This window comes from Pseudomonas sp. CJQ_9 (assembly GCF_043106615.1).
Classification (GTDB): domain Bacteria; phylum Pseudomonadota; class Gammaproteobacteria; order Pseudomonadales; family Pseudomonadaceae; genus Aquipseudomonas; species Aquipseudomonas juntendi.
On sequence record NZ_JBICMS010000001.1, the window covers coordinates 1 to 18,308 of the forward strand.

16 protein-coding genes are annotated in these 18,308 nt (G+C 61.0%); 14 read left to right on the forward strand and 2 right to left on the reverse strand.

The window, feature by feature from the left end:
* Positions 1-79: 79 nt before the first annotated feature.
* Together ACF8SD_RS00005 and ACF8SD_RS00010 are read right to left on the reverse strand one after the other, a co-directional pair.
* Entirely contained in the window at positions 80-1,300 is a 1,221-nt protein-coding gene (locus ACF8SD_RS00005) for a CaiB/BaiF CoA transferase family protein (protein WP_392483354.1), read from the reverse strand.
* Between the two features lie 14 nt (positions 1,301-1,314).
* Positions 1,315-2,496: an acyl-CoA dehydrogenase gene (locus ACF8SD_RS00010; protein ID WP_054904519.1), complete on the reverse strand. Its 1,182-nt coding sequence runs from the start codon at positions 2,494-2,496 to the stop codon at positions 1,315-1,317.
* Between the two features lie 163 nt (positions 2,497-2,659).
* Between ACF8SD_RS00010 and ACF8SD_RS00015 the strand changes: the two genes are divergently transcribed.
* The 14 genes from ACF8SD_RS00015 (at position 2,660) to ACF8SD_RS00080 (ending at position 18,262) form a co-directional block, all read left to right on the forward strand.
* On the forward strand, positions 2,660-3,574 hold the full coding sequence (locus tag ACF8SD_RS00015) for a LysR family transcriptional regulator (protein WP_054904518.1): 915 nt from the start codon (positions 2,660-2,662) through the stop codon (positions 3,572-3,574).
* 408 nt (positions 3,575-3,982) lie between these two features.
* Positions 3,983-5,104 carry a Re/Si-specific NAD(P)(+) transhydrogenase subunit alpha gene (locus ACF8SD_RS00020; RefSeq protein WP_173887135.1) on the forward strand — a complete coding sequence of 374 codons (1,122 nt, stop codon included), beginning with the start codon at positions 3,983-3,985 and terminating at the stop codon, positions 5,102-5,104.
* An 11-nt stretch (positions 5,105-5,115) separates the two neighbouring features.
* On the forward strand, positions 5,116-5,430 hold the full coding sequence (locus ACF8SD_RS00025; protein WP_003256966.1) for an NAD(P) transhydrogenase subunit alpha: 315 nt from the start codon (positions 5,116-5,118) through the stop codon (positions 5,428-5,430).
* A 2-nt stretch (positions 5,431-5,432) separates the two neighbouring features.
* The gene (locus ACF8SD_RS00030; RefSeq protein ID WP_173887134.1) at positions 5,433-6,884 is read left to right on the forward strand and encodes an NAD(P)(+) transhydrogenase (Re/Si-specific) subunit beta; all 1,452 of its coding nucleotides are present in this window, start codon (positions 5,433-5,435) and stop codon (positions 6,882-6,884) included.
* A gap of 184 nt (positions 6,885-7,068) precedes the next feature.
* Positions 7,069-8,562 (forward strand): acetyl-CoA hydrolase/transferase family protein, encoded by a 1,494-nt coding sequence (locus tag ACF8SD_RS00035; protein WP_029885367.1) that lies wholly within the window; start codon positions 7,069-7,071, stop codon positions 8,560-8,562.
* A 330-nt stretch (positions 8,563-8,892) separates the two neighbouring features.
* Complete coding sequence (locus ACF8SD_RS00040) at positions 8,893-9,108, forward strand: DUF1127 domain-containing protein (RefSeq protein WP_003256968.1); 216 nt, start codon at positions 8,893-8,895, stop codon at positions 9,106-9,108.
* 303 nt (positions 9,109-9,411) lie between these two features.
* A complete protein-coding gene (locus tag ACF8SD_RS00045; protein ID WP_054913238.1) occupies positions 9,412-9,729 on the forward strand; it encodes a DUF2388 domain-containing protein in 318 nt (105 codons plus the stop codon).
* An 87-nt stretch (positions 9,730-9,816) separates the two neighbouring features.
* Positions 9,817-10,110 carry a DUF2388 domain-containing protein gene (locus tag ACF8SD_RS00050; protein ID WP_173887132.1) on the forward strand — a complete coding sequence of 98 codons (294 nt, stop codon included), beginning with the start codon at positions 9,817-9,819 and terminating at the stop codon, positions 10,108-10,110.
* Between the two features lie 37 nt (positions 10,111-10,147).
* Entirely contained in the window at positions 10,148-10,468 is a 321-nt protein-coding gene (locus tag ACF8SD_RS00055; RefSeq protein WP_392483355.1) for a DUF2388 domain-containing protein, read from the forward strand.
* Complete coding sequence (locus ACF8SD_RS00060; protein ID WP_392483356.1) at positions 10,465-12,420, forward strand: DUF4105 domain-containing protein; 1,956 nt, start codon at positions 10,465-10,467, stop codon at positions 12,418-12,420. The genes ACF8SD_RS00055 and ACF8SD_RS00060 overlap by 4 nt, the downstream gene beginning before the upstream one ends.
* A 354-nt stretch (positions 12,421-12,774) precedes the next feature.
* A complete protein-coding gene (locus ACF8SD_RS00065) occupies positions 12,775-14,082 on the forward strand; it encodes a CitMHS family transporter (RefSeq protein WP_392483357.1) in 1,308 nt (435 codons plus the stop codon).
* A 69-nt stretch (positions 14,083-14,151) separates the two neighbouring features.
* Positions 14,152-14,922: a TerC family protein gene (locus ACF8SD_RS00070; protein ID WP_029885361.1), complete on the forward strand. Its 771-nt coding sequence runs from the start codon at positions 14,152-14,154 to the stop codon at positions 14,920-14,922.
* A gap of 244 nt (positions 14,923-15,166) precedes the next feature.
* Positions 15,167-16,825, forward strand: coding sequence for a Na/Pi cotransporter family protein (locus tag ACF8SD_RS00075; RefSeq protein ID WP_392483358.1), 1,659 nt, complete (start codon positions 15,167-15,169; stop codon positions 16,823-16,825).
* 30 nt (positions 16,826-16,855) lie between these two features.
* Positions 16,856-18,262, forward strand: a complete 1,407-nt coding sequence (locus ACF8SD_RS00080) for a pitrilysin family protein (protein ID WP_173887126.1) — start codon at positions 16,856-16,858, stop codon at positions 18,260-18,262.
* The last annotated feature ends 46 nt before the right edge of the window (positions 18,263-18,308 follow it).

Consider the following 18,308-nt stretch of genomic DNA (forward strand, 5'->3'; position numbering starts at 1 on the left):
AAATAAACTTTCAGGGCGCTTAAAAAGCAAAGCGGGGAGGCCTGGCGGCCTCCCCGCTATATAGCTGGACCAGCATTCCCTACAACACGCCAGCGCTGCGCAGCTGGCGCACTTCTTCCGCTCCTAGCCCTAACACCTCTTCAAGCACGACCTCGGTATGCTCACCCAACATAGGCGGCGCCAGCCGATACTCGACAGGTGTCGCCGACAAACGTATCGGGCTTGCCACCTGCGGCACACTGCCTGCCAACGCATGCGGGATACTGACCGCCAGCCCGCGTGCCACCACCTGGGGGTCACGGAACACCTGGGCAAGATCATTGATTGGCCCACACGGCACACCCGCTGCCTCCAACTGGCTCACCCATTCGGCCGTGGTCTTGAACACGGTGGCCTGGCGAATTAATGGAATCAGCTCAGCCCGGTTGGCAACACGCAGCTTGTTGGTGGCAAAGCGAGGATCAGTCGCCCATTGAGGCTGCCCGGCCACCTCGGCGAATTTGCGGAACTGGCTGTCGTTGCCCACGGTAAGAATGAAATCGCCATCCGCCGTAGGAAAATCCTGATAAGGCACGATGTTGGGGTGGGCATTGCCCAGGCGACGGGGCGCCGTGCCCGTGGTCAGGTAGTTCATTGCCTGGTTCGCCAGGCAAGCCACCTGCACATCCAGCAGCGCCATGTCGACATGCTGGCCGACCCCAGTCTGGTCGCGATGGGCGAGGGCGGCCAGCATAGCCACCGTTGAGTACAGCCCGGTCAGAATGTCGGTAAGGGCAACACCTACCTTGACTGGCCCAGCGCCTTCTTCACCCTCCGGGCGCCCCGTCAGGCTCATCAGCCCACCCAGACCCTGGATCATGAAGTCATAGCCAGCGCGCCGGGCGTAAGGCCCGGTCTGCCCGAAGCCGGTAATGGAGCAATAAATAAGCCGCGGATTGTCGGCCTTGAGGCTTTGGTAATCCAGCCCATAGGCCGCCAGCCCACCTACTTTGAAGTTCTCGATGACGATATCGCACTTCGCCGCCAGCTCACGCACCAGGCGCTGGCCCTCTGGCCGCGTGAAATCGATCGTCACCGACCGCTTGTTGCGGTTGGCCGACAGATAATAAGCCGCCTCGCTCGTGTTCTCGCCATTGGTACCTTTAAGGAAGGGCGGCCCCCAGGCGCGGGTATCGTCCCCGCTGCCCGGCCGCTCGACCTTGATCACGTCAGCCCCCAGGTCAGCGAGGATCTGGCCAGACCAAGGGCCGGCCAACACGCGCGACAGGTCCAGCACCCGCAGATGTGATAACGCACCCATGGACTGGCTCCTTATCAATAGAAAGCCTGAATACCGGTTTGCGCGCGCCCCAGGATCAGCGCATGTACGTCGTGCGTACCTTCATAGGTGTTGACCACCTCCAGGTTGACCAGGTGGCGGGCAACACCGAATTCGTCGGAAATCCCGTTACCACCGAGCATGTCGCGTGCCATGCGTGCGATATCCAGCGCCTTGCCGCAGGAGTTGCGCTTCATGATCGAGGTAATTTCCACCGCCGCGGTGCCCTCGTCCTTCATGCGCCCAAGGCGCAGGCAGCCTTGCAGCGCCAGCGTGATCTCGGTCTGCATGTCCGCCAGCTTTTTCTGGATCAGCTGGTTTGCAGCTAGTGGGCGACCGAACTGCTGACGGTCCAGCGTGTATTGGCGGGCGGTGTGCCAGCAGGCCTCTGCAGCACCCAGCGCCCCCCAGGAAATGCCGTAACGGGCCGAATTCAGGCAAGTGAACGGACCTTTGAGGCCACGTACATCGGGGAAGATGTTCTCTTCCGGCACAAACACGTTATCCATGACGATCTCGCCAGTGATCGACGCGCGCAAACCGACCTTGCCATGAATTGCAGGCGCACTCAGGCCCTGCCAGCCCTTTTCCAGGACGAAGCCACGGATATCACCAGCGTCATCCTTGGCCCAGACCACGAATACGTCAGCGATCGGGCTGTTGGTGATCCACATTTTGCTGCCGCTCAGGCGATAACCGCCCTCGACCTTCTTGGCCCGGGTAATCATCGAGCCCGGGTCAGAGCCATGGTTAGGCTCGGTCAAACCGAAGCAACCGATCCATTCCCCACTCGCCAGCTTGGGCAAGTACTTCTGTTTCTGGGCTTCGGTACCGAATTCGTTGATCGGCACCATCACCAGCGAAGACTGAACGCTCATCATCGAACGATAGCCGGAGTCGATACGCTCCACTTCGCGAGCAATCAGCCCATAGCACACATAGTTCAAGCCGCTGCCGCCGTATTGCTCGGGGATGGTCGCACCCAGCAGGCCCACTTCCCCCATTTCGCGAAAAATCGCCGGGTCGGTCTGCTCATGACGAAACGCCTCGAGTACACGCGGGGCCAGCTTGCCCTGGGCGAACTGATACGCGCTGTCACGCACCATGCGCTCTTCTTCAGTGAGCTGCTGATCCAGCAGCAGTGGATCGATCCAGTTGAAGCTTGCTTTACCAGCCATGAGCGGAATCCTCGAGAAGGGGGCGGAGTTTTTATGTGCCTTTGAGCCTAGGACTGATTGCCCGCTGATACAAACGAGGATTGCGCACCATATAGTGATATTTTGTCACTTCGAAAATCAGAACCCCGCCACATTTGCGGCCTGACGAGTGAGGTTGACGTACATGCGACGCAAGATCCCCAGCACCTCTGCATTGGTTTGCTTCGAGGCCGCTGCGCGTCACCAGAGCTTCACCAAGGCCGCCCAGGAGCTTTCCTTGACCCAGGGCGCCGTCTGCAGACAGATTGCCAGCCTGGAAACGTTCCTTAACGTAGAGTTGTTTCGCCGCTCGCGCCGTGGTGTGAAGCTGACCGAGGCGGGCCTGTCGTACAGCCGCCAGGTTGCCGCGCAACTGGACGCAGTGGAGCGCGACACCTTGTCAGTGATGCGACAGCAGGGCGCCAGCGTGATCGAACTGGCAGTAGTACCGACATTCGGTACCCAATGGCTGCTACCGCGCCTCAAAGACTTCCAGCAGCGCCACCCGGAGGTCACCGTGAACCTCACCAACCGCACCCGGCCATTTCTGTTCGCGGACACAACATTCGATGCCGCCATCTATTTTGGTGATGGCGACTGGTCTGGCACACAGTCGCAGCGGCTGATGGGGGAAAACCCGTTACCCGTATGCAGCCCGGCACTGCTGGGCGGGCAAGGCACGCTCGAAGCACGGCACATCGCTGAGCTGCCACTGTTGCAGCAGAGCACGCGGCCGTACGCGTGGCGGCAATGGTTTGCCAGCGTGGCCATGAATGTGGAACGTGACATGACCGGCCCACGCTATGAGCTATTTTCGATGCTTGCCCAAGCGGCCATGCACGAGATGGGCGTCGCGCTGATACCGCCGTTTCTGATCCAGCGCGAGTTGCAGGAGGGTAGGCTGGTAGTCGCTAACAGACACGTCCTGACTAGCGACAAGGCCTACTATCTGATGATTCCAGAACGCAAGGTGGAGTCCGCATCACTGCGCGCATTCCGTGACTGGCTGGTGAGCCAAGCGCAGGCATATGCCCAGGAACGGGATAACCTGACCCCGTAGTCAATTATTTTTAACACCTACAGATATATGTATTTGTCGCATATTCGTAAACTGTTACGTACGCACAAAAATACCCGCTAACCGTCCTGACTACGCGGCTTTGCGGGTTATTTTGCGACATCGAACAAGCCATCAGCGAACTGGCCAAAATTTTTTTGTTTTTTTCTTCTAATCTGGCAAAAGCCCGTAGTTGATGGGCTGCGATCTTATGCGTGCGACAAGCGGTCACAGGGTGACTTGTAGTTTTAACTTCGTTTCGCTCCAGAACCGGTTGAAGCCCTATGGGTTCGTCTGCAAAATGCTTCGCCCGCCCAGGATCCGGCGGGATGGCGCTCCACAGCCACCCAGCACACCATTCGCAGTGCGCTGGCTTTGACAAAAACAAAGGTCACCGCAGGAGAAATAGTCGTGCACATTGGTGTTCCTCTCGAGACGCAGACCGGTGAGACAAGGGTCGCTGCGACCCCCGAAACCATCAAGAAACTGATTGGCCAGGGCCATCAGGTCACCGTTCAACGGGGGGCAGGGCTCAACGCCGCCATTCCGGACAGTGCCTATGAGGCCGTGGGTGCTTCCCTGGGGACCGCAGCCGATGCATACGGCGCCAAACTGGTCCTGAAGGTGGTCGCGCCCAACGACCAGGAACTGGCCCTGATCAACAGCGGCAGCCTGCTGGTAGGTATGCTCAACCCCTTCAACAGCGAAATGATCGGCAAGATGGCCGAACGCGGGATCACCGCCTTCGCGCTGGAGGCCGCGCCCCGCACGTCAAGGGCGCAGAGCCTGGACGTGCTGTCGTCACAGGCGAACATCGCCGGTTACAAGGCCGTGCTGCTGGCTGCCCATCACTACCCACGCTTCATGCCCATGCTGATGACCGCCGCCGGTACGGTCAAAGCCGCCCGGGTACTGATCCTGGGTGCGGGCGTTGCCGGCCTGCAGGCCATCGCCACGGCCAAGCGCCTGGGCGCAGTGATCGAGGCGTCCGACGTACGCCCGGCGGTGAAGGAGCAGATCGAGTCGCTGGGTGCCAAGTTCATCGACGTCCCCTACGAGACCGACGAAGAACGCGCGTGCGCCGAAGGCGTCGGCGGCTATGCCCGGCCAATGCCAGCCAGCTGGATGCAACGCCAGGCCCAGGCCGTGCACGAGCGCGCCAAGCAGGCGGATATCGTCATCACCACCGCCTTGATCCCAGGCCGCAAGGCGCCAACCCTGCTCAGTGCCGAAACGGTGGCCCAGATGAAGCCTGGCTCGGTCGTCATCGACCTGGCCGCAGCCCAAGGCGGCAACTGCCCGCTGACCGTGGCGGACCAGGTCATTCAGGCGCATGGCGTGACCATCGTCGGCCCCACCAACCTGCCGGCCCAGGTCGGCGCCGATGCCTCGGCGCTGTATGCGCGCAACCTGCTGGACTTCATGAAGCTGCTGTTCGACAAGGACGGCGCACTGACCATCAACCTCGAAGACGACATCGTCGCGGCCTGCCTGATGTGCCGCGATGGCCAGGTCGTCCGCAAGAACGGCTAAGGAGCACGACAATGGAAGACATGCTGATTTCCCACGGCATCTACAACCTGATCATCTTCGTGCTGGCCATTTATGTGGGCTACCACGTGGTGTGGAATGTCACCCCGGCGCTGCACACCCCACTCATGGCGGTCACCAATGCCATCTCGGCGATCGTCATCGTCGGTGCCATGCTGGCCGCCGCACTGACCGTCACCCCGGCCGGCAAACTGATGGGCACCCTGGCGGTGGCCTTGGCCGCAGTCAATGTGTTCGGTGGCTTCTTGGTCACCCGCCGCATGCTGGAAATGTTCAAGAAGAAAACCAAGAACGAGGCGCAGAAGTAAGCATGAGCATGAATCTGGTAACGCTCCTCTACCTCGTCGCCTCGGTGTGCTTCATCCAGGCGCTCAAGGGCCTGTCGCACCCGACCACCTCGCGGCGCGGCAACCTGTTCGGCATGATCGGCATGGGCATCGCCATCCTCACTACGGTTGGCCTCATTTATAAGCTCGCGGCGCTCTCCATAGGTAACGGTGGGGCCACGGCCGGCATCGGTTACGTACTGGTCGGTCTGCTGGTGGGTGGTACCGCCGGTTCGATCATGGCCAAGCGGGTCGAGATGACCAAGATGCCCGAACTGGTCGCTTTTATGCACAGCATGATCGGCCTGGCTGCGGTTTTCATCGCTATCGCCGCAGTGCTCGAACCGCAGTCGATGGGCATTGTTGCAGCCATCAGCGACCCGATCCCTACCGGTAACCGCCTGGAACTGTTCCTCGGCGCAGCCATTGGTGCCATTACCTTCTCTGGCTCGGTGATCGCTTTCGGCAAGCTATCGGGCAAATACAAATTCCGCCTGTTCCAGGGCGCACCCGTACAGTTCGCCGGTCAGCACAAGCTCAATCTGATCCTGGGCCTGACCACCATCGCCTTGGGCCTGCTGTTTACGTTCACTGGCCACTACAGTGCCTTCACCCTCATGCTGGCCCTGGCCTTTGTCATGGGTGTGCTGATCATCATTCCGATTGGCGGCGCCGACATGCCGGTGGTTGTTTCAATGCTCAACAGCTACTCGGGTTGGGCGGCAGCGGGTATCGGCTTCTCGCTGAACAACTCGATGCTGATTATCGCTGGCTCGTTGGTGGGCTCTTCTGGCGCCATTCTGTCGTACATCATGTGCAAGGCGATGAACCGCTCGTTCTTCAACGTCATCCTCGGCGGCTTTGGTGGCGATACCGACGCTGGGGCGGCGCAAGGCTCGCAAGAGCAGCGCCCGGTCAAGTCCGGCTCGGCTGACGATGCCACCTTCCTGTTGAGCAACGCCGACAGCGTGATCATCGTTCCGGGCTATGGCCTGGCGGTGGCCCGTGCCCAGCATGCACTCAAGGAACTGACCGAAAAGCTGACCCACAACGGTGTGACCGTGAAGTACGCGATTCACCCAGTGGCGGGGCGTATGCCTGGGCATATGAACGTGCTCCTGGCCGAAGCCGAAGTCCCTTACGACCAGGTCTTTGAAATGGAAGACATCAACGCCGAGTTTGGCCAGGCCGACGTGGTACTGGTGCTTGGCGCGAACGACGTGGTCAACCCGGCGGCGAAAAACGACCCCAAGTCGCCCATTGCCGGCATGCCGATTCTCGAAGCGTTCAAAGCCAAGACCATCATCGTCAACAAGCGCTCGATGGCCAGCGGCTACGCCGGCCTGGATAACGAACTGTTCTACCTGGACAAAACCATGATGGTATTCGGTGACGCCAAGAAGGTTATCGAAGACATGGTCAAGGCTGTAGAATAAAACACCGCAGCAAACCCGCCGATATAAAGGAAGCCCCGGTAAGCATTTACCGGGGCTTTCTTTTTATTGATCCGGATCAACGGCTCTACCGAGAGGCTTCTCATACGACCATGGTCGTGGGACGGCAATGGGCGAAATCTCTAGACTGCGCTGCAGTAGTTTCAGTAGCCCGAGATAACAATCCATGTACCGTGACCGTATCCGCTTGTCCTCTCTGCACAGCAAGGTAATGAGTGCGGCTGATGCCGCTGGTCTGATCGAGGACGGCATGACTGTCGGCATGAGCGGCTTTACCCGCGCCGGTGAGGCCAAGGCCGTCCCGCATGCACTGGCCGAACGTGCCAAACAGTCGCCACTGAAGATCAGCCTGATGACCGGCGCCAGCCTGGGCAACGACCTGGACAAGCAACTGACCGAGGCCGGCGTGTTGGCACGCCGCATGCCTTTCCAGGTAGACAGCACTCTGCGCAAGGCCATCAACGACGGCAAGGTGATGTTCATCGACCAGCACCTGTCGGAAACCGTCGAACAACTGCGCAATCAGCAATTGAAGCTGCCGGACATCGCGGTCATCGAAGCCGTGGCCATCACTGAGCAGGGCCACATCGTACCTACTACATCGGTGGGTAACTCGGCCAGTTTCGCCATCTTCGCCAAGCAGGTGATTGTCGAGATCAACCTCTCGCACAACACCAACCTCGAAGGTTTGCACGATATCTATATCCCGACCTACCGCCCGACCCGCACGCCCATTCCGCTGGTCAAGGTCGACGATCGTATCGGCAGCACCGCCATCCCGATCGACCCGGCCAAGATCGTGGGTATCGTCATCAGCGACCAACCGGACTCCCCATCTACCGTGTTGCCGCCAGATGACGAAACCCAGGGTATCGCCAACCACCTGATCAACTTCCTGAAGAAGGAAGTGGAAGCTGGCCGCATGACCAACAAGCTCGGCCCACTGCAGGCCGGCATCGGCAGTATTGCCAACGCCGTGATGTGCGGCTTGATCGAGTCGCCCTTCGAAGACCTGACCATGTACTCCGAAGTGCTACAGGACTCGACCTTCGACTTGATCGACGCCGGCAAGCTGCGTTTTGCGTCGGGCAGTTCCATCACCCTGTCGACCCGCCGCAATGCCGATGTATTCGGTAACCTCGAGCGCTACAAGGACAAGCTCGTGCTGCGCCCGCAGGAAATCTCCAACCATCCTGAGGTCGTGCGGCGCTTGGGCATCATCGGTATCAACACCGCGCTGGAGTTCGACATCTACGGCAACGTCAATTCCACCCATGTGTGTGGCACCAGGATGATGAACGGCATCGGTGGCTCGGGTGACTTCGCCCGTAACGCCCACCTTGCTGTATTCGTTACCAAGTCGATTGCCAAAGGCGGTGCGATTTCCAGTGTGGTGCCGATGGTCAGCCATGTGGACCATACCGAACACGACGTGGACATCCTGGTTACCGAACAAGGTTTGGCCGACCTGCGTGGCCTGGCCCCGCGCGAGCGGGCACGCGTGATCATCGACAACTGTGTGCACCCAGACTACCGCGCGGCACTGAACGATTACTTCGAGCGCGCTTGCCAACGTGGCGGCCATACGCCACATATCCTGCGCGAAGCGCTGAGTTGGCACGAGAACCTGGAAGAAACCGGCCGCATGCAAGCGAGCTGATCCAGCGGCGGTCTGGAACAGCAGCCCCGCTTCTGCTGTTCCAGCCCATTCGCGTTTCACGTCCAGACACAAGAATATCCAGAACTGTACTACTGTACCTGTCCTAGGCTTCTTTCAAGCCTGCAGAACATCGCCACACACCAAAAATGCACCATAAAGATGCAGACCAGTACAGTTGCGCCTGTTTCGAGTGCAACAGTAGGGTTACACAGTTAACTGAGCCATCGTCTTTCGCATGAACTGTATCTACTGTTCTGGACAAGAGAGGAGGATCATTGGCATCAGTTAAATCACTACCTAAACCCGCCATAAGCGGAAGGATGAAGCATCATGGAACGTACCCTCAGTTCCGGTCTGGTTTTTGAAAGCAACGCCCAGCAATCCAACGCATCGCTGCCGCTGCGCGCACTGTCCACTCTGCTGCTGTGGCAGCGCCGCATGGCAAGCCGCCGTCAACTGGCTCGCCTGGACGCTCGCCTGCTGGCCGACGCTGGCATCAGCGAATCGCAGCGTTATGAAGAGCTGAGCAAGCCTTTCTGGCGCTAAGCACCGGCTTACCGGCTCCGGCCGGCACCGCGAATTCCTGAAACCCGTTGCAGGCAACTGCGACGGGTTTTTTGTTTGTGGCATACAGCGCCTAGCGCCGAGCGCTGGACAGGTACAATTTTTATATATCAAGAATTAACCGATACAGTTCCGCAGGCCGTTCTTCAGTTAACATCTGGAAACACCGGCGCGTGATACGCTTGGCTTGGCAGTCTGGTAGAAACCACTGTCATACGTACCGCGACCAGCAATGCGAGCGTCCGATAAGCAGAACCACCCGACCCGAGTTCAGGAGTCCACGAAATGTCCCGTAAATATCTGATTGGCGCCGCTCTTATGCTGAGCCTGGCTGGCACCGCAAACGCCACCAGTTTCGTCGTCACCACCGACGCTGTAGTAGGGGCGGTAGCTGCGTCCACCGACGCCACCTCGGATGTTTCTTCGTCGTTCCGTGACGATAAAATCGTCCAGGCCGCCCGTGACGACGCTGCCAGTTTCGTAGGCAGCCAAGGCGATATCCGCGGTGCCAAGCTGGAAAGCGCGTTCCTGCACATCCGCGCACAAATGCCGAGCCTGCAGGCCAGCGACGCCGAACTGGCCCAGGCCATCCTGGCAATCTAAGCGCCGACAAGCGCCCAGGCTGTGCCGGGTGCCCCCGTACAGCCGGGCCAGCCCTCGCCACCGTTCATTCCAGTTGTCGTAGAACCCATGCGTTATCTGTTGCCGCTGCTGTTTTCCCTTGCCGGCATGGCCAGCGCCCATGCCATGGACACCACCACCCAAGGCCTGGTGATCTCGGCCTACGCCACCAGCCAGGTCACCACTGCACCCTTTGACCGCAAATTGGTGCGTGAGGCGCGTGACGATGCCGCGGCATTCGTCGCCACCCATGGCCAGATCCGCGGTGCACGGCTGGAAGCTGCCCTGGAATCATTACGCCATAATTGCGTGCGGCAGGGCGTTGGCGATCTGGAACTGGCGCAAGCAATTCTCGTCCAATGACTACTTCTGACTCCCTGTAATTTTTCGGAGATGCTCCATGCGTAAACCGCTGATTGCCGCTACCCTCGGCATGCTCCTGCTGGCTGACCTGGCCCAGGCACAGACCCTGGTGGCCACCAGCAACATCATCGTGCGTGCCTTTGGCCGTTCGATCGACTTCACCTCGGACACCACCACCTCGATCCGCGACTCGAAAGTGGTACGCGAAGCCCACGACGACGCGGCCAGCTTCGTGGCCAGCAACGGAGACATCCGTGGCGCGCAGCTCGAAGCTGCCCTCACCACCCTGCGCGAGCGCGTTCCGGAAGCACGCGGCGCCAGCGACCACGTATTGGCCGAAGCAATCCTCGCACTGTGAAGCGCGTGCGTGCCTGGCTGCTCGGCTGCGCCCTGACGCTGCTCGGCACGCCCGCCTTGGCCAGCCTGCAGCTCGAGCTGCAGTCGTCCGGCCTCGACCCACAGCAAACCCAAGCCAGCCAGGCCCTGCTTGACGAGGCCATGGCCAAGCTGCCCCCGCGCTTCAAACAGCAACTCGACCGCCGCGTGCAGGTCAGCTGGAGCGACAACATGCCAGCCGACGCCTATGGGCAGGCCACACTGGTGTCCACCCTTCAGCTCAACCGTCGCCTGCTGCCCGGGCTCACCGATGGCAGTGCCGCCACTGAGCGCACCAACCGCCCTCATGGCACCGTGCGACAAGAGCTGCTGGCCACTGTGCTACACGAACTCAGCCATATCTACGACCGTGCGCGCCTATGGCCCAGCCGCGAAAAATCGCTGATTGCCCGCTGTAAACGCCAACAGGGCACCGTTGGCAAAATCGGCCTGCCTGAAGAATGCCGCGGCCAGGCTGAGCGCCGCTTCACCCTCAGCGATGACCCGCGCCTGCTTGACCTGGCCGGCTGGCCACAATACGTGGGCCGCCGGGGTGAGCGTGAGCAGCACAACGGCCAGTTCGTACGCAGTCCCGACAGCTATGAACTCAGCAGCCCCAAGGAATACCTCGCGGTGAACATGGAGTACTTCCTCCTGGACCCGAGCTACGGTTGCCGCCGCCCTGCGCTCAACCAGTACCTGCACGAGCATTTCGGCTGGGCACCGCCACAGCACACTTGTGCCAAGGGCTTGCCATTCATCAATGCTGGCAGCGACTTCGCCCGCCAGCCACTGGGCGAAATCGACCCCGAGCGGGTTTATGAAGTGGACTACCTGTTGGCCGAAGCCAACCAGAACCTGGTCAGCCGCTGGGGCCACAGCATGCTGCGCCTGGTCATCTGCAAACCCGGCCGCCCCCGCGGGCCAGACTGCCGCCTCGACCTGGACCAGAGCCTGGTGCTGTCGTACCGCGCGTTCGTCAACGATGTGCAGCTATCGAGCTGGGACGGCCTGGTCGGCGTCTACCCATCGCGTCTGTTCGTGCTGCCGCTGGGCCAAGTCATCGACGAATACACCAAGACAGAGCTGCGCAGCCTAGCCTCGGTGCCCTTGAAGCTGAACCGCGCAGAAGTTGAAAACCTGGTGCGCCAGGCTGCTGAAATGCACTGGAGCTACGACGGCAACTACTGGTTCCTGTCCAACAACTGTGCCGTAGAGTCATTGAAGTTGCTGCGCAGCGGCACCGCAAACCCGCAATTGAATGACCTGGACAGCATCATGCCCAACGGTTTGCTGGCCGTGCTCAAGGGCAGGGGGCTAGCCGACACGAGCGTGCTCGACAACCCCCGCGAGGCACTGCGCCTGGGCTACCGCTTCGACTCTTATCGCGAGCGGTACCAGGCCATGTTCGAGGTGCTGCGCAAGCAATTGCCGATCAAGCAGCAACTGGTGGAGGACTGGCTGGCGTTGAGCGCCGAACAACGTCGCCCCTGGTTCGCCCAGGCCGACCTGCGCACCAGCGCTGCGCTGTTGCTGCTGGAGCAGGCCAGCCTGCGCCGGCAATTGTTGCTGGCCCAGGACGAGGTCAAGCAGCGCTACCTGAATGCCGCAGCGCTGAAAGATGGCAGCGTCAACAAGGCCGATGCCACGCTCAAGCAAATGCTTGCCAACAGCGGCTTCCTCAGCCGCCCGGCAGAATTGCTCGACAGCAAAGGCTATGGACTGCCGCAGCCCGAAGAACGCGAACGCCTGGAGCGGGAGAGCAAGGAACGGCAGGCCCGGTTGCTGCGCCTGAGTACCAACCTGGACAAGCAGGTGAGGGCGCTGCTGGACCCTTCGCGGGCCAGGGAAATTTCTGCGGTAGAGGCCAATGTGAAGCAGATAGGCGAGCATTTGCGGGCACTGCACAAGGCTGCAGGTGGCCTGCAGTTGTAATGGCGCCTATCCCCGGCGAGCCGGCTTCCACCCTATGGAGCTGGCTTGCCCGCAGCAGTGGCAGCCACCCTCGGTCACATGCTGCATCATCTACCTCTCGTCGCCTTTGCATCAGCGAAAGCTGGCTGAAAGCTTGTGCTCATAGGATAGCCCCCACCACCGGCACAAGACCGGTCAGCCAGGGCACCCGGTAACAACCGCGCCCGGCCCAATCAACAACAACAATGGTGATCCTGATGCATTCCTGTGCCCGCCTTCGCGCATTCCCCCTCCGCATGCTCCCCGTGCAGCGCCAAACGCGCTGACCCGCCCGAATCGACGTTCCTTTCGTAGCGCCACGCCTGGAGTATTGCCATGCTGACCTTCCTCGGCTTTGCCATGGTCATCACCTTCATGTACCTGATCATGACCAAGCGCCTGTCGGCCTTGATCGCGCTGATCCTGGTACCGATCCTGTTCGCCCTGTTCGGCGGTTTTTCCGCCAAGATCGGCCCGATGATGCTCGAGGGCATCAGCAAGCTCGCGCCTACCGGCGTGATGCTGATGTTCGCAATCCTGTATTTCGCCCTGATGATCGACTCCGGCCTGTTCGACCCGGCCGTGCGCAAGATCCTCAAACTGGTCAAGGGCGACCCGCTGAAAGTTTCGGTGGGCACCGCCGTGCTGGCCCTGGTGGTTTCGCTCGACGGTGATGGCGCCACCACTTACATGATCTGCTGCGCCGCCATGCTGCCCATGTACAGCCGCCTGGGGATGAGCCCGAGAATCATGGCCGGCCTGACCATCCTCGCCGGCGGCGTGATGAACATGACCCCTTGGGGCGGCCCGACCGCACGTGCCGCCAGCGCCCTGCACGTGGACCCGTCGGATATTTTCGTGCCGATGATCCCGGCCATGTTGTTCGGCGTCCTGGCCATCCTGGCCATTGCCTACCTGTACGGCAAGCGTGAGCGTGCCCGCCTGGGTGAACTGCACCTGCCAACCGATGACATCGACCATAGCGATATCACCGTTTCGCAATTCCCTGAAGCCCGCCGCCCCAAGCTGCTGTACTTCAATGGCGCGCTGACTGCCGCCCTGATGGTCGCGCTGATCGCCGGTATCCTGCCGCTGCCGGTGCTGTTCATGATTGCCTTCAGTATTGCCATGATCGTCAACTACCCCTGCCTGCAACAGCAGAAAGACCGCATCGCCGCCCATGCCGGCAGCGTGCTTGCAGTCACCGGGCTGATCTTCGCCGCGGGCATCTTCACGGGCATTCTGTCGGGCACCGGCATGGTCGACGCCATGTCCAAGAGCCTGCTGGCAGTCATCCCTGAAGCGATGGGCCCCTACATGGCAGTGATCACCGCAATCGTGAGCATGCCGTTCACCTTCTTCATGTCCAACGACGCCTTCTACTACGGGGTTTTGCCGGTGTTGGCCGAGGCCGCCAGCCACTACGGCATCAGCCCGGTTGAAATGGCCCGCGCATCGATCGTCGGCCAGCCGGTACATCTGCTCAGCCCACTGGTACCCTCGACCTACCTGCTGGTAGCCCTGGCCGGTATCGAGTTTGGCGATCACCAGCGCTTCACGCTCAAGTGGGCAGTGCTGGTGTGCCTGTGCATAATGTTCGCCGCGCTGCTGATGGGCATTTTCCCGCTGTTCAGTAGTCTTTAATAAACGCGTATTACCCCACCGCGACGCGCCCTGCAGGGCGCGTCGCCTTTACCGCTCGAAGGAAACAACATGGAATGGCTGACCAGCCCGGAAATCTGGGTTGCCTTTTTTACCCTCACCGCGCTTGAGATCGTCCTCGGGATCGACAACATCATCATGATCTCGATCCTGGTCAGCCGCATGCCCAAGCACATGCAGCCGCGCACCCGGATCTTTGGCCTGGCCCTGGCCATGGTCACCCGCATCATGCTGCTGTTGTCGATCACCTGGGTCATGCGCCTTACCGCCGACCTGTTCGTGGTGCTTGGCCAGGGCATCTCCGGGCGTGACCTGATCCTGTTCTTCGGTGGCCTGTTCCTGCTGTGGAAAAGCTCGCAAGAGATCTACCACGGCCTGGAAGGTGAGGACGAGAACGATGAAGCGCCCAAAGGCGCAGGTGGCAAGTTCTTCTACACCATCATTCAGATTGCCATCATCGACATCGTGTTCTCGCTGGACTCGGTGATCACCGCGGTAGGCATGGTGTCCCACGTGCCAGTGATGATCGCTGCCATCGTCGTCGCCGTGCTGGTGATGATGTTGTGTGCAGGCGCCATCAGCAACTTCATCGACAAGCACCCATCGTTGAAGATGCTCGCACTGTCGTTCCTGATTGTGGTCGGTACCGTACTGATCGCCGAAGCGTTCGACGTGCACGTGCCCAAAGGCTACGTCTACTTCGCCATGGCCTTCTCGCTGGCGGTCGAGGCCATCAACATTCGTATGCGCACTGCCCTGGCCCGCAAGGACGGCAAAGAGCATGACCCAGTGAAACTGCGCAAGGACATCCCGGGTCAGTAAGAGCAGAACGTGCAGGACAGCGGGGGCCCTTCGGGGCCCTTTTTCATTTTTGAATCACTGCTACGCGGCGTCTGCAAGGCCGGCAATGATTCATTTGCGGTATGTTTCAAATTGATGACTACCGTGCGAAGCTGGCAAGCGCTGCGCAAAACAGCTAAAGCTTTGAGTGAGCAATGAAAACCTATTCGAACGCTCACGTTTCTTCCCTTGGCCCCATGGGCCTGTGCTTCAGGGGGCCTTCGCCATGCTGACCCTGCTCAACCTGCTCTCGGCCGTAACGCTACTGGTCTGGGGCACCCATATCGTGCGCACCGGCATCCTTCGGGTATTCGGCTCGAATCTGCGGCGCATCATTGGCCAGAACATGAACAAGCGCCCGCTGGCATTCATTGCCGGCATTCTGGTCACTGCCATGGTGCAAAGCAGTAACGCCACGGCCATGCTGGTCACCTCGTTCGTCGGCCAGGGCCTGATGGCCATGACCCCCGCCTTGGCAATCATGCTCGGCGCCGATGTCGGCACTGCGCTGATGGCCCGGGTACTCACGTTCGACCTATCCTGGCTGTCGCCGCTGTTGATCTTCCTCGGCGTCATCTTCTTCCTTTCGCGCAAACAGACGCGGGCTGGCCAATTGGGCAGGGTGGGTATCGGGCTGGGCCTGATCATCCTGGCGCTGGAGCTGATCGTACAGGCCGCCGCGCCCATCACCCATGCCCAGGGCGTGAAGGTGCTGTTCGCCTCGCTGACGGGCGACATCATGCTCGATGCCCTGGTCGGGGCGATGTTCGCCATGGTCTCTTATTCCAGCCTGGCGGCCGTTCTGCTCACGGCGACCCTGGCCGGTGCCGAGGTCATCAGCCTGCCGGTGGCCATTGGCCTGGTAGTCGGCGCCAACATCGGCAGTGGCCTGCTGGCGTTCATCAGCACCAGCATGCAGAACGCCGCCGGCCGCCGGGTGGCCTTGGGCAGCCTGCTGTACAAGCTGATCGGCCTGGTGTTGATCATTCCCGTACTGCACCCGCTGGTAGGCTGGATGGACTCGCTGAGCTTCAGCCCGCAAGAGCTGGTCATCGGCTTCCACCTGCTCTACAACACCTCCCGTTGCTTGCTGATGCTACCCACGGTCAACCCCATGGGTCGGTTGTGCAATGTGCTGCTGCCCGAGCGGGAACACAGCAACGGCCAGATCCGTGCGCGCCACCTCGACGCGTCCGCACTGGAGACCCCCAGCCTGGCCCTTGCCAATGCCGCACGGGAAACCCTGCGCCTGGGCGACATCGTCGACAGCCTGCTCGAAGCCATGCTGGGGGCCCTGCGGGGCACCCAGACGGCGCTGCCCCAGCAGGTACGCGCCCTGGGCGAAGATGCCGACGCCCTGTACAGCGCGATCAAGCTGTACCTGGCGCAGATGACACGCGAGGACCTCAGCGAGCAAGACAACCGTCGCTGGGCGGAAATCATCGAAGTGGCTATCAACCTCAAGCTGGCCTGCGACCTCATCGAGCGCATGCTGCGCAAGGTCCAGCAGCAGAAGACCAGCCAGCGCCGTGAGTTTTCCCAGGTCGGCCTGGAAGAACTGACCGGCCTGCAGGAACAATTGCTGGCCAACCTGCGCCTGGGCTTGTCGGTGTTCCTCAGCGCCGACCCGGAAAGCGCCCGCTTGCTACTGCGCGAAAAACGTCGGTTCCGGGCCCAGGAGCGGCGCCTGGCCCACGCCCACGTCAGCCGCCTGCAACGCAAAGTCATGCAAAGCCTGGAGACCAGTTCGCTACACTTGGAGCTGATCGCCGACATGAAGCGTTTGAACTCTTTGTTCTGTAGCAGTGCCTATGTGGTACTGGGCGGCTCGGACACCGGCGGGTTGATGCTCGACAGTGTGCCGGATGAAGCCAGCCAGCCTTGATTCTGCCTAGCTGAGGACCCTAGCTCGCCCATGCGTTGCCTGATGTTCGTTTGCCTCCTGATCTGCAGCCTGCCCACTTTCGCCCTCGACCGGTCGCGGGTGGAAGGCTACCTGTTGCCCAACGGCCTGCAGGTGATTCTGAAAAATGGCTACGAGCGTGACCATGTGGCGATACGCCTGGTGGTCGGGGTTGGGCTGGATGATTTCGATTGCGAGCAGAAAGAGCTGCCGCACCTGCTTGAACACCTGTTGTTCAGCGGCATCGATGAAACCGGCGAAGGCGGCCTGGAAGAGCGCCTGCAGGCGCTTGGCGGGGAATGGAACGCCTTTACCAGCAGTGCCGATACCACTTTCGTCATCGAAGCCCCGGCGCGCAACCAGCGCAAGGTACTCGACCTGTTGCTGGCGGTCATCCGCGATACCCACATCGATGCCAAGGCCCTGGCCACCGCCAAACGTATCATCGAACGCGAGGATGGCGGCCACTACGGTCACCTGCAGCGCTGGCTCGACCGCCAGGACATCGGCCACCCCGCCAGCGACCAACTGGCCACCGAGCTGGGCCTGAAGTGCCCAGAGCGCTCCAACGTCGACGACATGACCCTGGAACAGGTCCAGGCCCTGCGCGACCGCTGGTACGCCGCCAACAACATGACCCTGATCATGGTCGGTGGCCTGGACCGCCTGTTGCCGGCCTATCTGGAACGCTCGTTTGGCGAGCTGCCGGCCACCGAGCCGGAAGAGCGCCGCAACCTGGAGAGCATCACCCAGCAGGCCGAACAGCGTCGCGATCTGACCCGTGGCTGGCTCGGTGACGGCGTGAAACTGCACTGGCTCTTCATCGAGCCGGTACTGGACAACGACCACCAGGCCACCCTTGACCTGCTGGCACGCTACCTGGACTGGGCCATCTACGACCAGCTGCGCCTGCGCAATGGCTTGTCGTACGGGCCCTCGGTGCAGCGCGAAAGTTTTGGTGACACCGGCCTGCTGAGCGTCAATGCCGACCTGGAGCGCGATGACATCGACAAAGCCGTAGCGGTCATGCAGCGGTTGTTCAAGCACCTGCGCAAAGAGGGGCTGGACCCGGATACGTTCGCCCGCATCAAGGATGCCAGTGTCGCCAAGGAAAGCTGGAGCACCCAAGGCAACAGTGCCTTGGCCGATTACTACTGGGGAGCGCTGAACGACTACATCGACGGCCGCTTCACCAACCCGGTGCGCAAACTGCGCCAGGTCACCCTGGAGCAAGCCAACCAGGCGTTGCGGGAATTGCTCAAGGAAGACGGCTACGTACGCATTGAAAAGCCGCTGCTGGGTTATGACGAATTCTACGGGCTGGGTGCCCTGCTGGTAGGGCTGCTCCTGGCCGCGGGGCTGATGCGCTGGCGGCGGCATGGCCTGCAGCGGCCGAGCGGTGCTACACGCCGGCGGTGAATCGGCGGTATTCTTTTGCCAGTACCGGCCTCTTCGCGGGTAGCCC

Coding starts and splice junctions, on each gene's coding strand:
- ACF8SD_RS00040 (WP_003256968.1), top strand. CDS start 8,893: ATGGAACGTACCCTCAGTTCCGGTCTGGTTTTTGAAAGCAACGCCCAG.
- ACF8SD_RS00075 (WP_392483358.1), top strand. CDS start 15,167: ATGCTGACCCTGCTCAACCTGCTCTCGGCCGTAACGCTACTGGTCTGG.
- ACF8SD_RS00045 (WP_054913238.1), top strand. CDS start 9,412: ATGTCCCGTAAATATCTGATTGGCGCCGCTCTTATGCTGAGCCTGGCT.
- ACF8SD_RS00070 (WP_029885361.1), top strand. CDS start 14,152: ATGGAATGGCTGACCAGCCCGGAAATCTGGGTTGCCTTTTTTACCCTC.
- ACF8SD_RS00030 (WP_173887134.1), top strand. CDS start 5,433: ATGAGCATGAATCTGGTAACGCTCCTCTACCTCGTCGCCTCGGTGTGC.
- ACF8SD_RS00050 (WP_173887132.1), top strand. CDS start 9,817: ATGCGTTATCTGTTGCCGCTGCTGTTTTCCCTTGCCGGCATGGCCAGC.
- ACF8SD_RS00055 (WP_392483355.1), top strand. CDS start 10,148: ATGCGTAAACCGCTGATTGCCGCTACCCTCGGCATGCTCCTGCTGGCT.
- ACF8SD_RS00035 (WP_029885367.1), top strand. CDS start 7,069: ATGTACCGTGACCGTATCCGCTTGTCCTCTCTGCACAGCAAGGTAATG.
- ACF8SD_RS00015 (WP_054904518.1), top strand. CDS start 2,660: ATGCGACGCAAGATCCCCAGCACCTCTGCATTGGTTTGCTTCGAGGCC.
- ACF8SD_RS00010 (WP_054904519.1), bottom strand. CDS start 2,496: ATGGCTGGTAAAGCAAGCTTCAACTGGATCGATCCACTGCTGCTGGAT.
- ACF8SD_RS00065 (WP_392483357.1), top strand. CDS start 12,775: ATGCTGACCTTCCTCGGCTTTGCCATGGTCATCACCTTCATGTACCTG.
- ACF8SD_RS00080 (WP_173887126.1), top strand. CDS start 16,856: ATGCGTTGCCTGATGTTCGTTTGCCTCCTGATCTGCAGCCTGCCCACT.
- ACF8SD_RS00025 (WP_003256966.1), top strand. CDS start 5,116: ATGGAAGACATGCTGATTTCCCACGGCATCTACAACCTGATCATCTTC.
- ACF8SD_RS00005 (WP_392483354.1), bottom strand. CDS start 1,300: ATGGGTGCGTTATCACATCTGCGGGTGCTGGACCTGTCGCGCGTGTTG.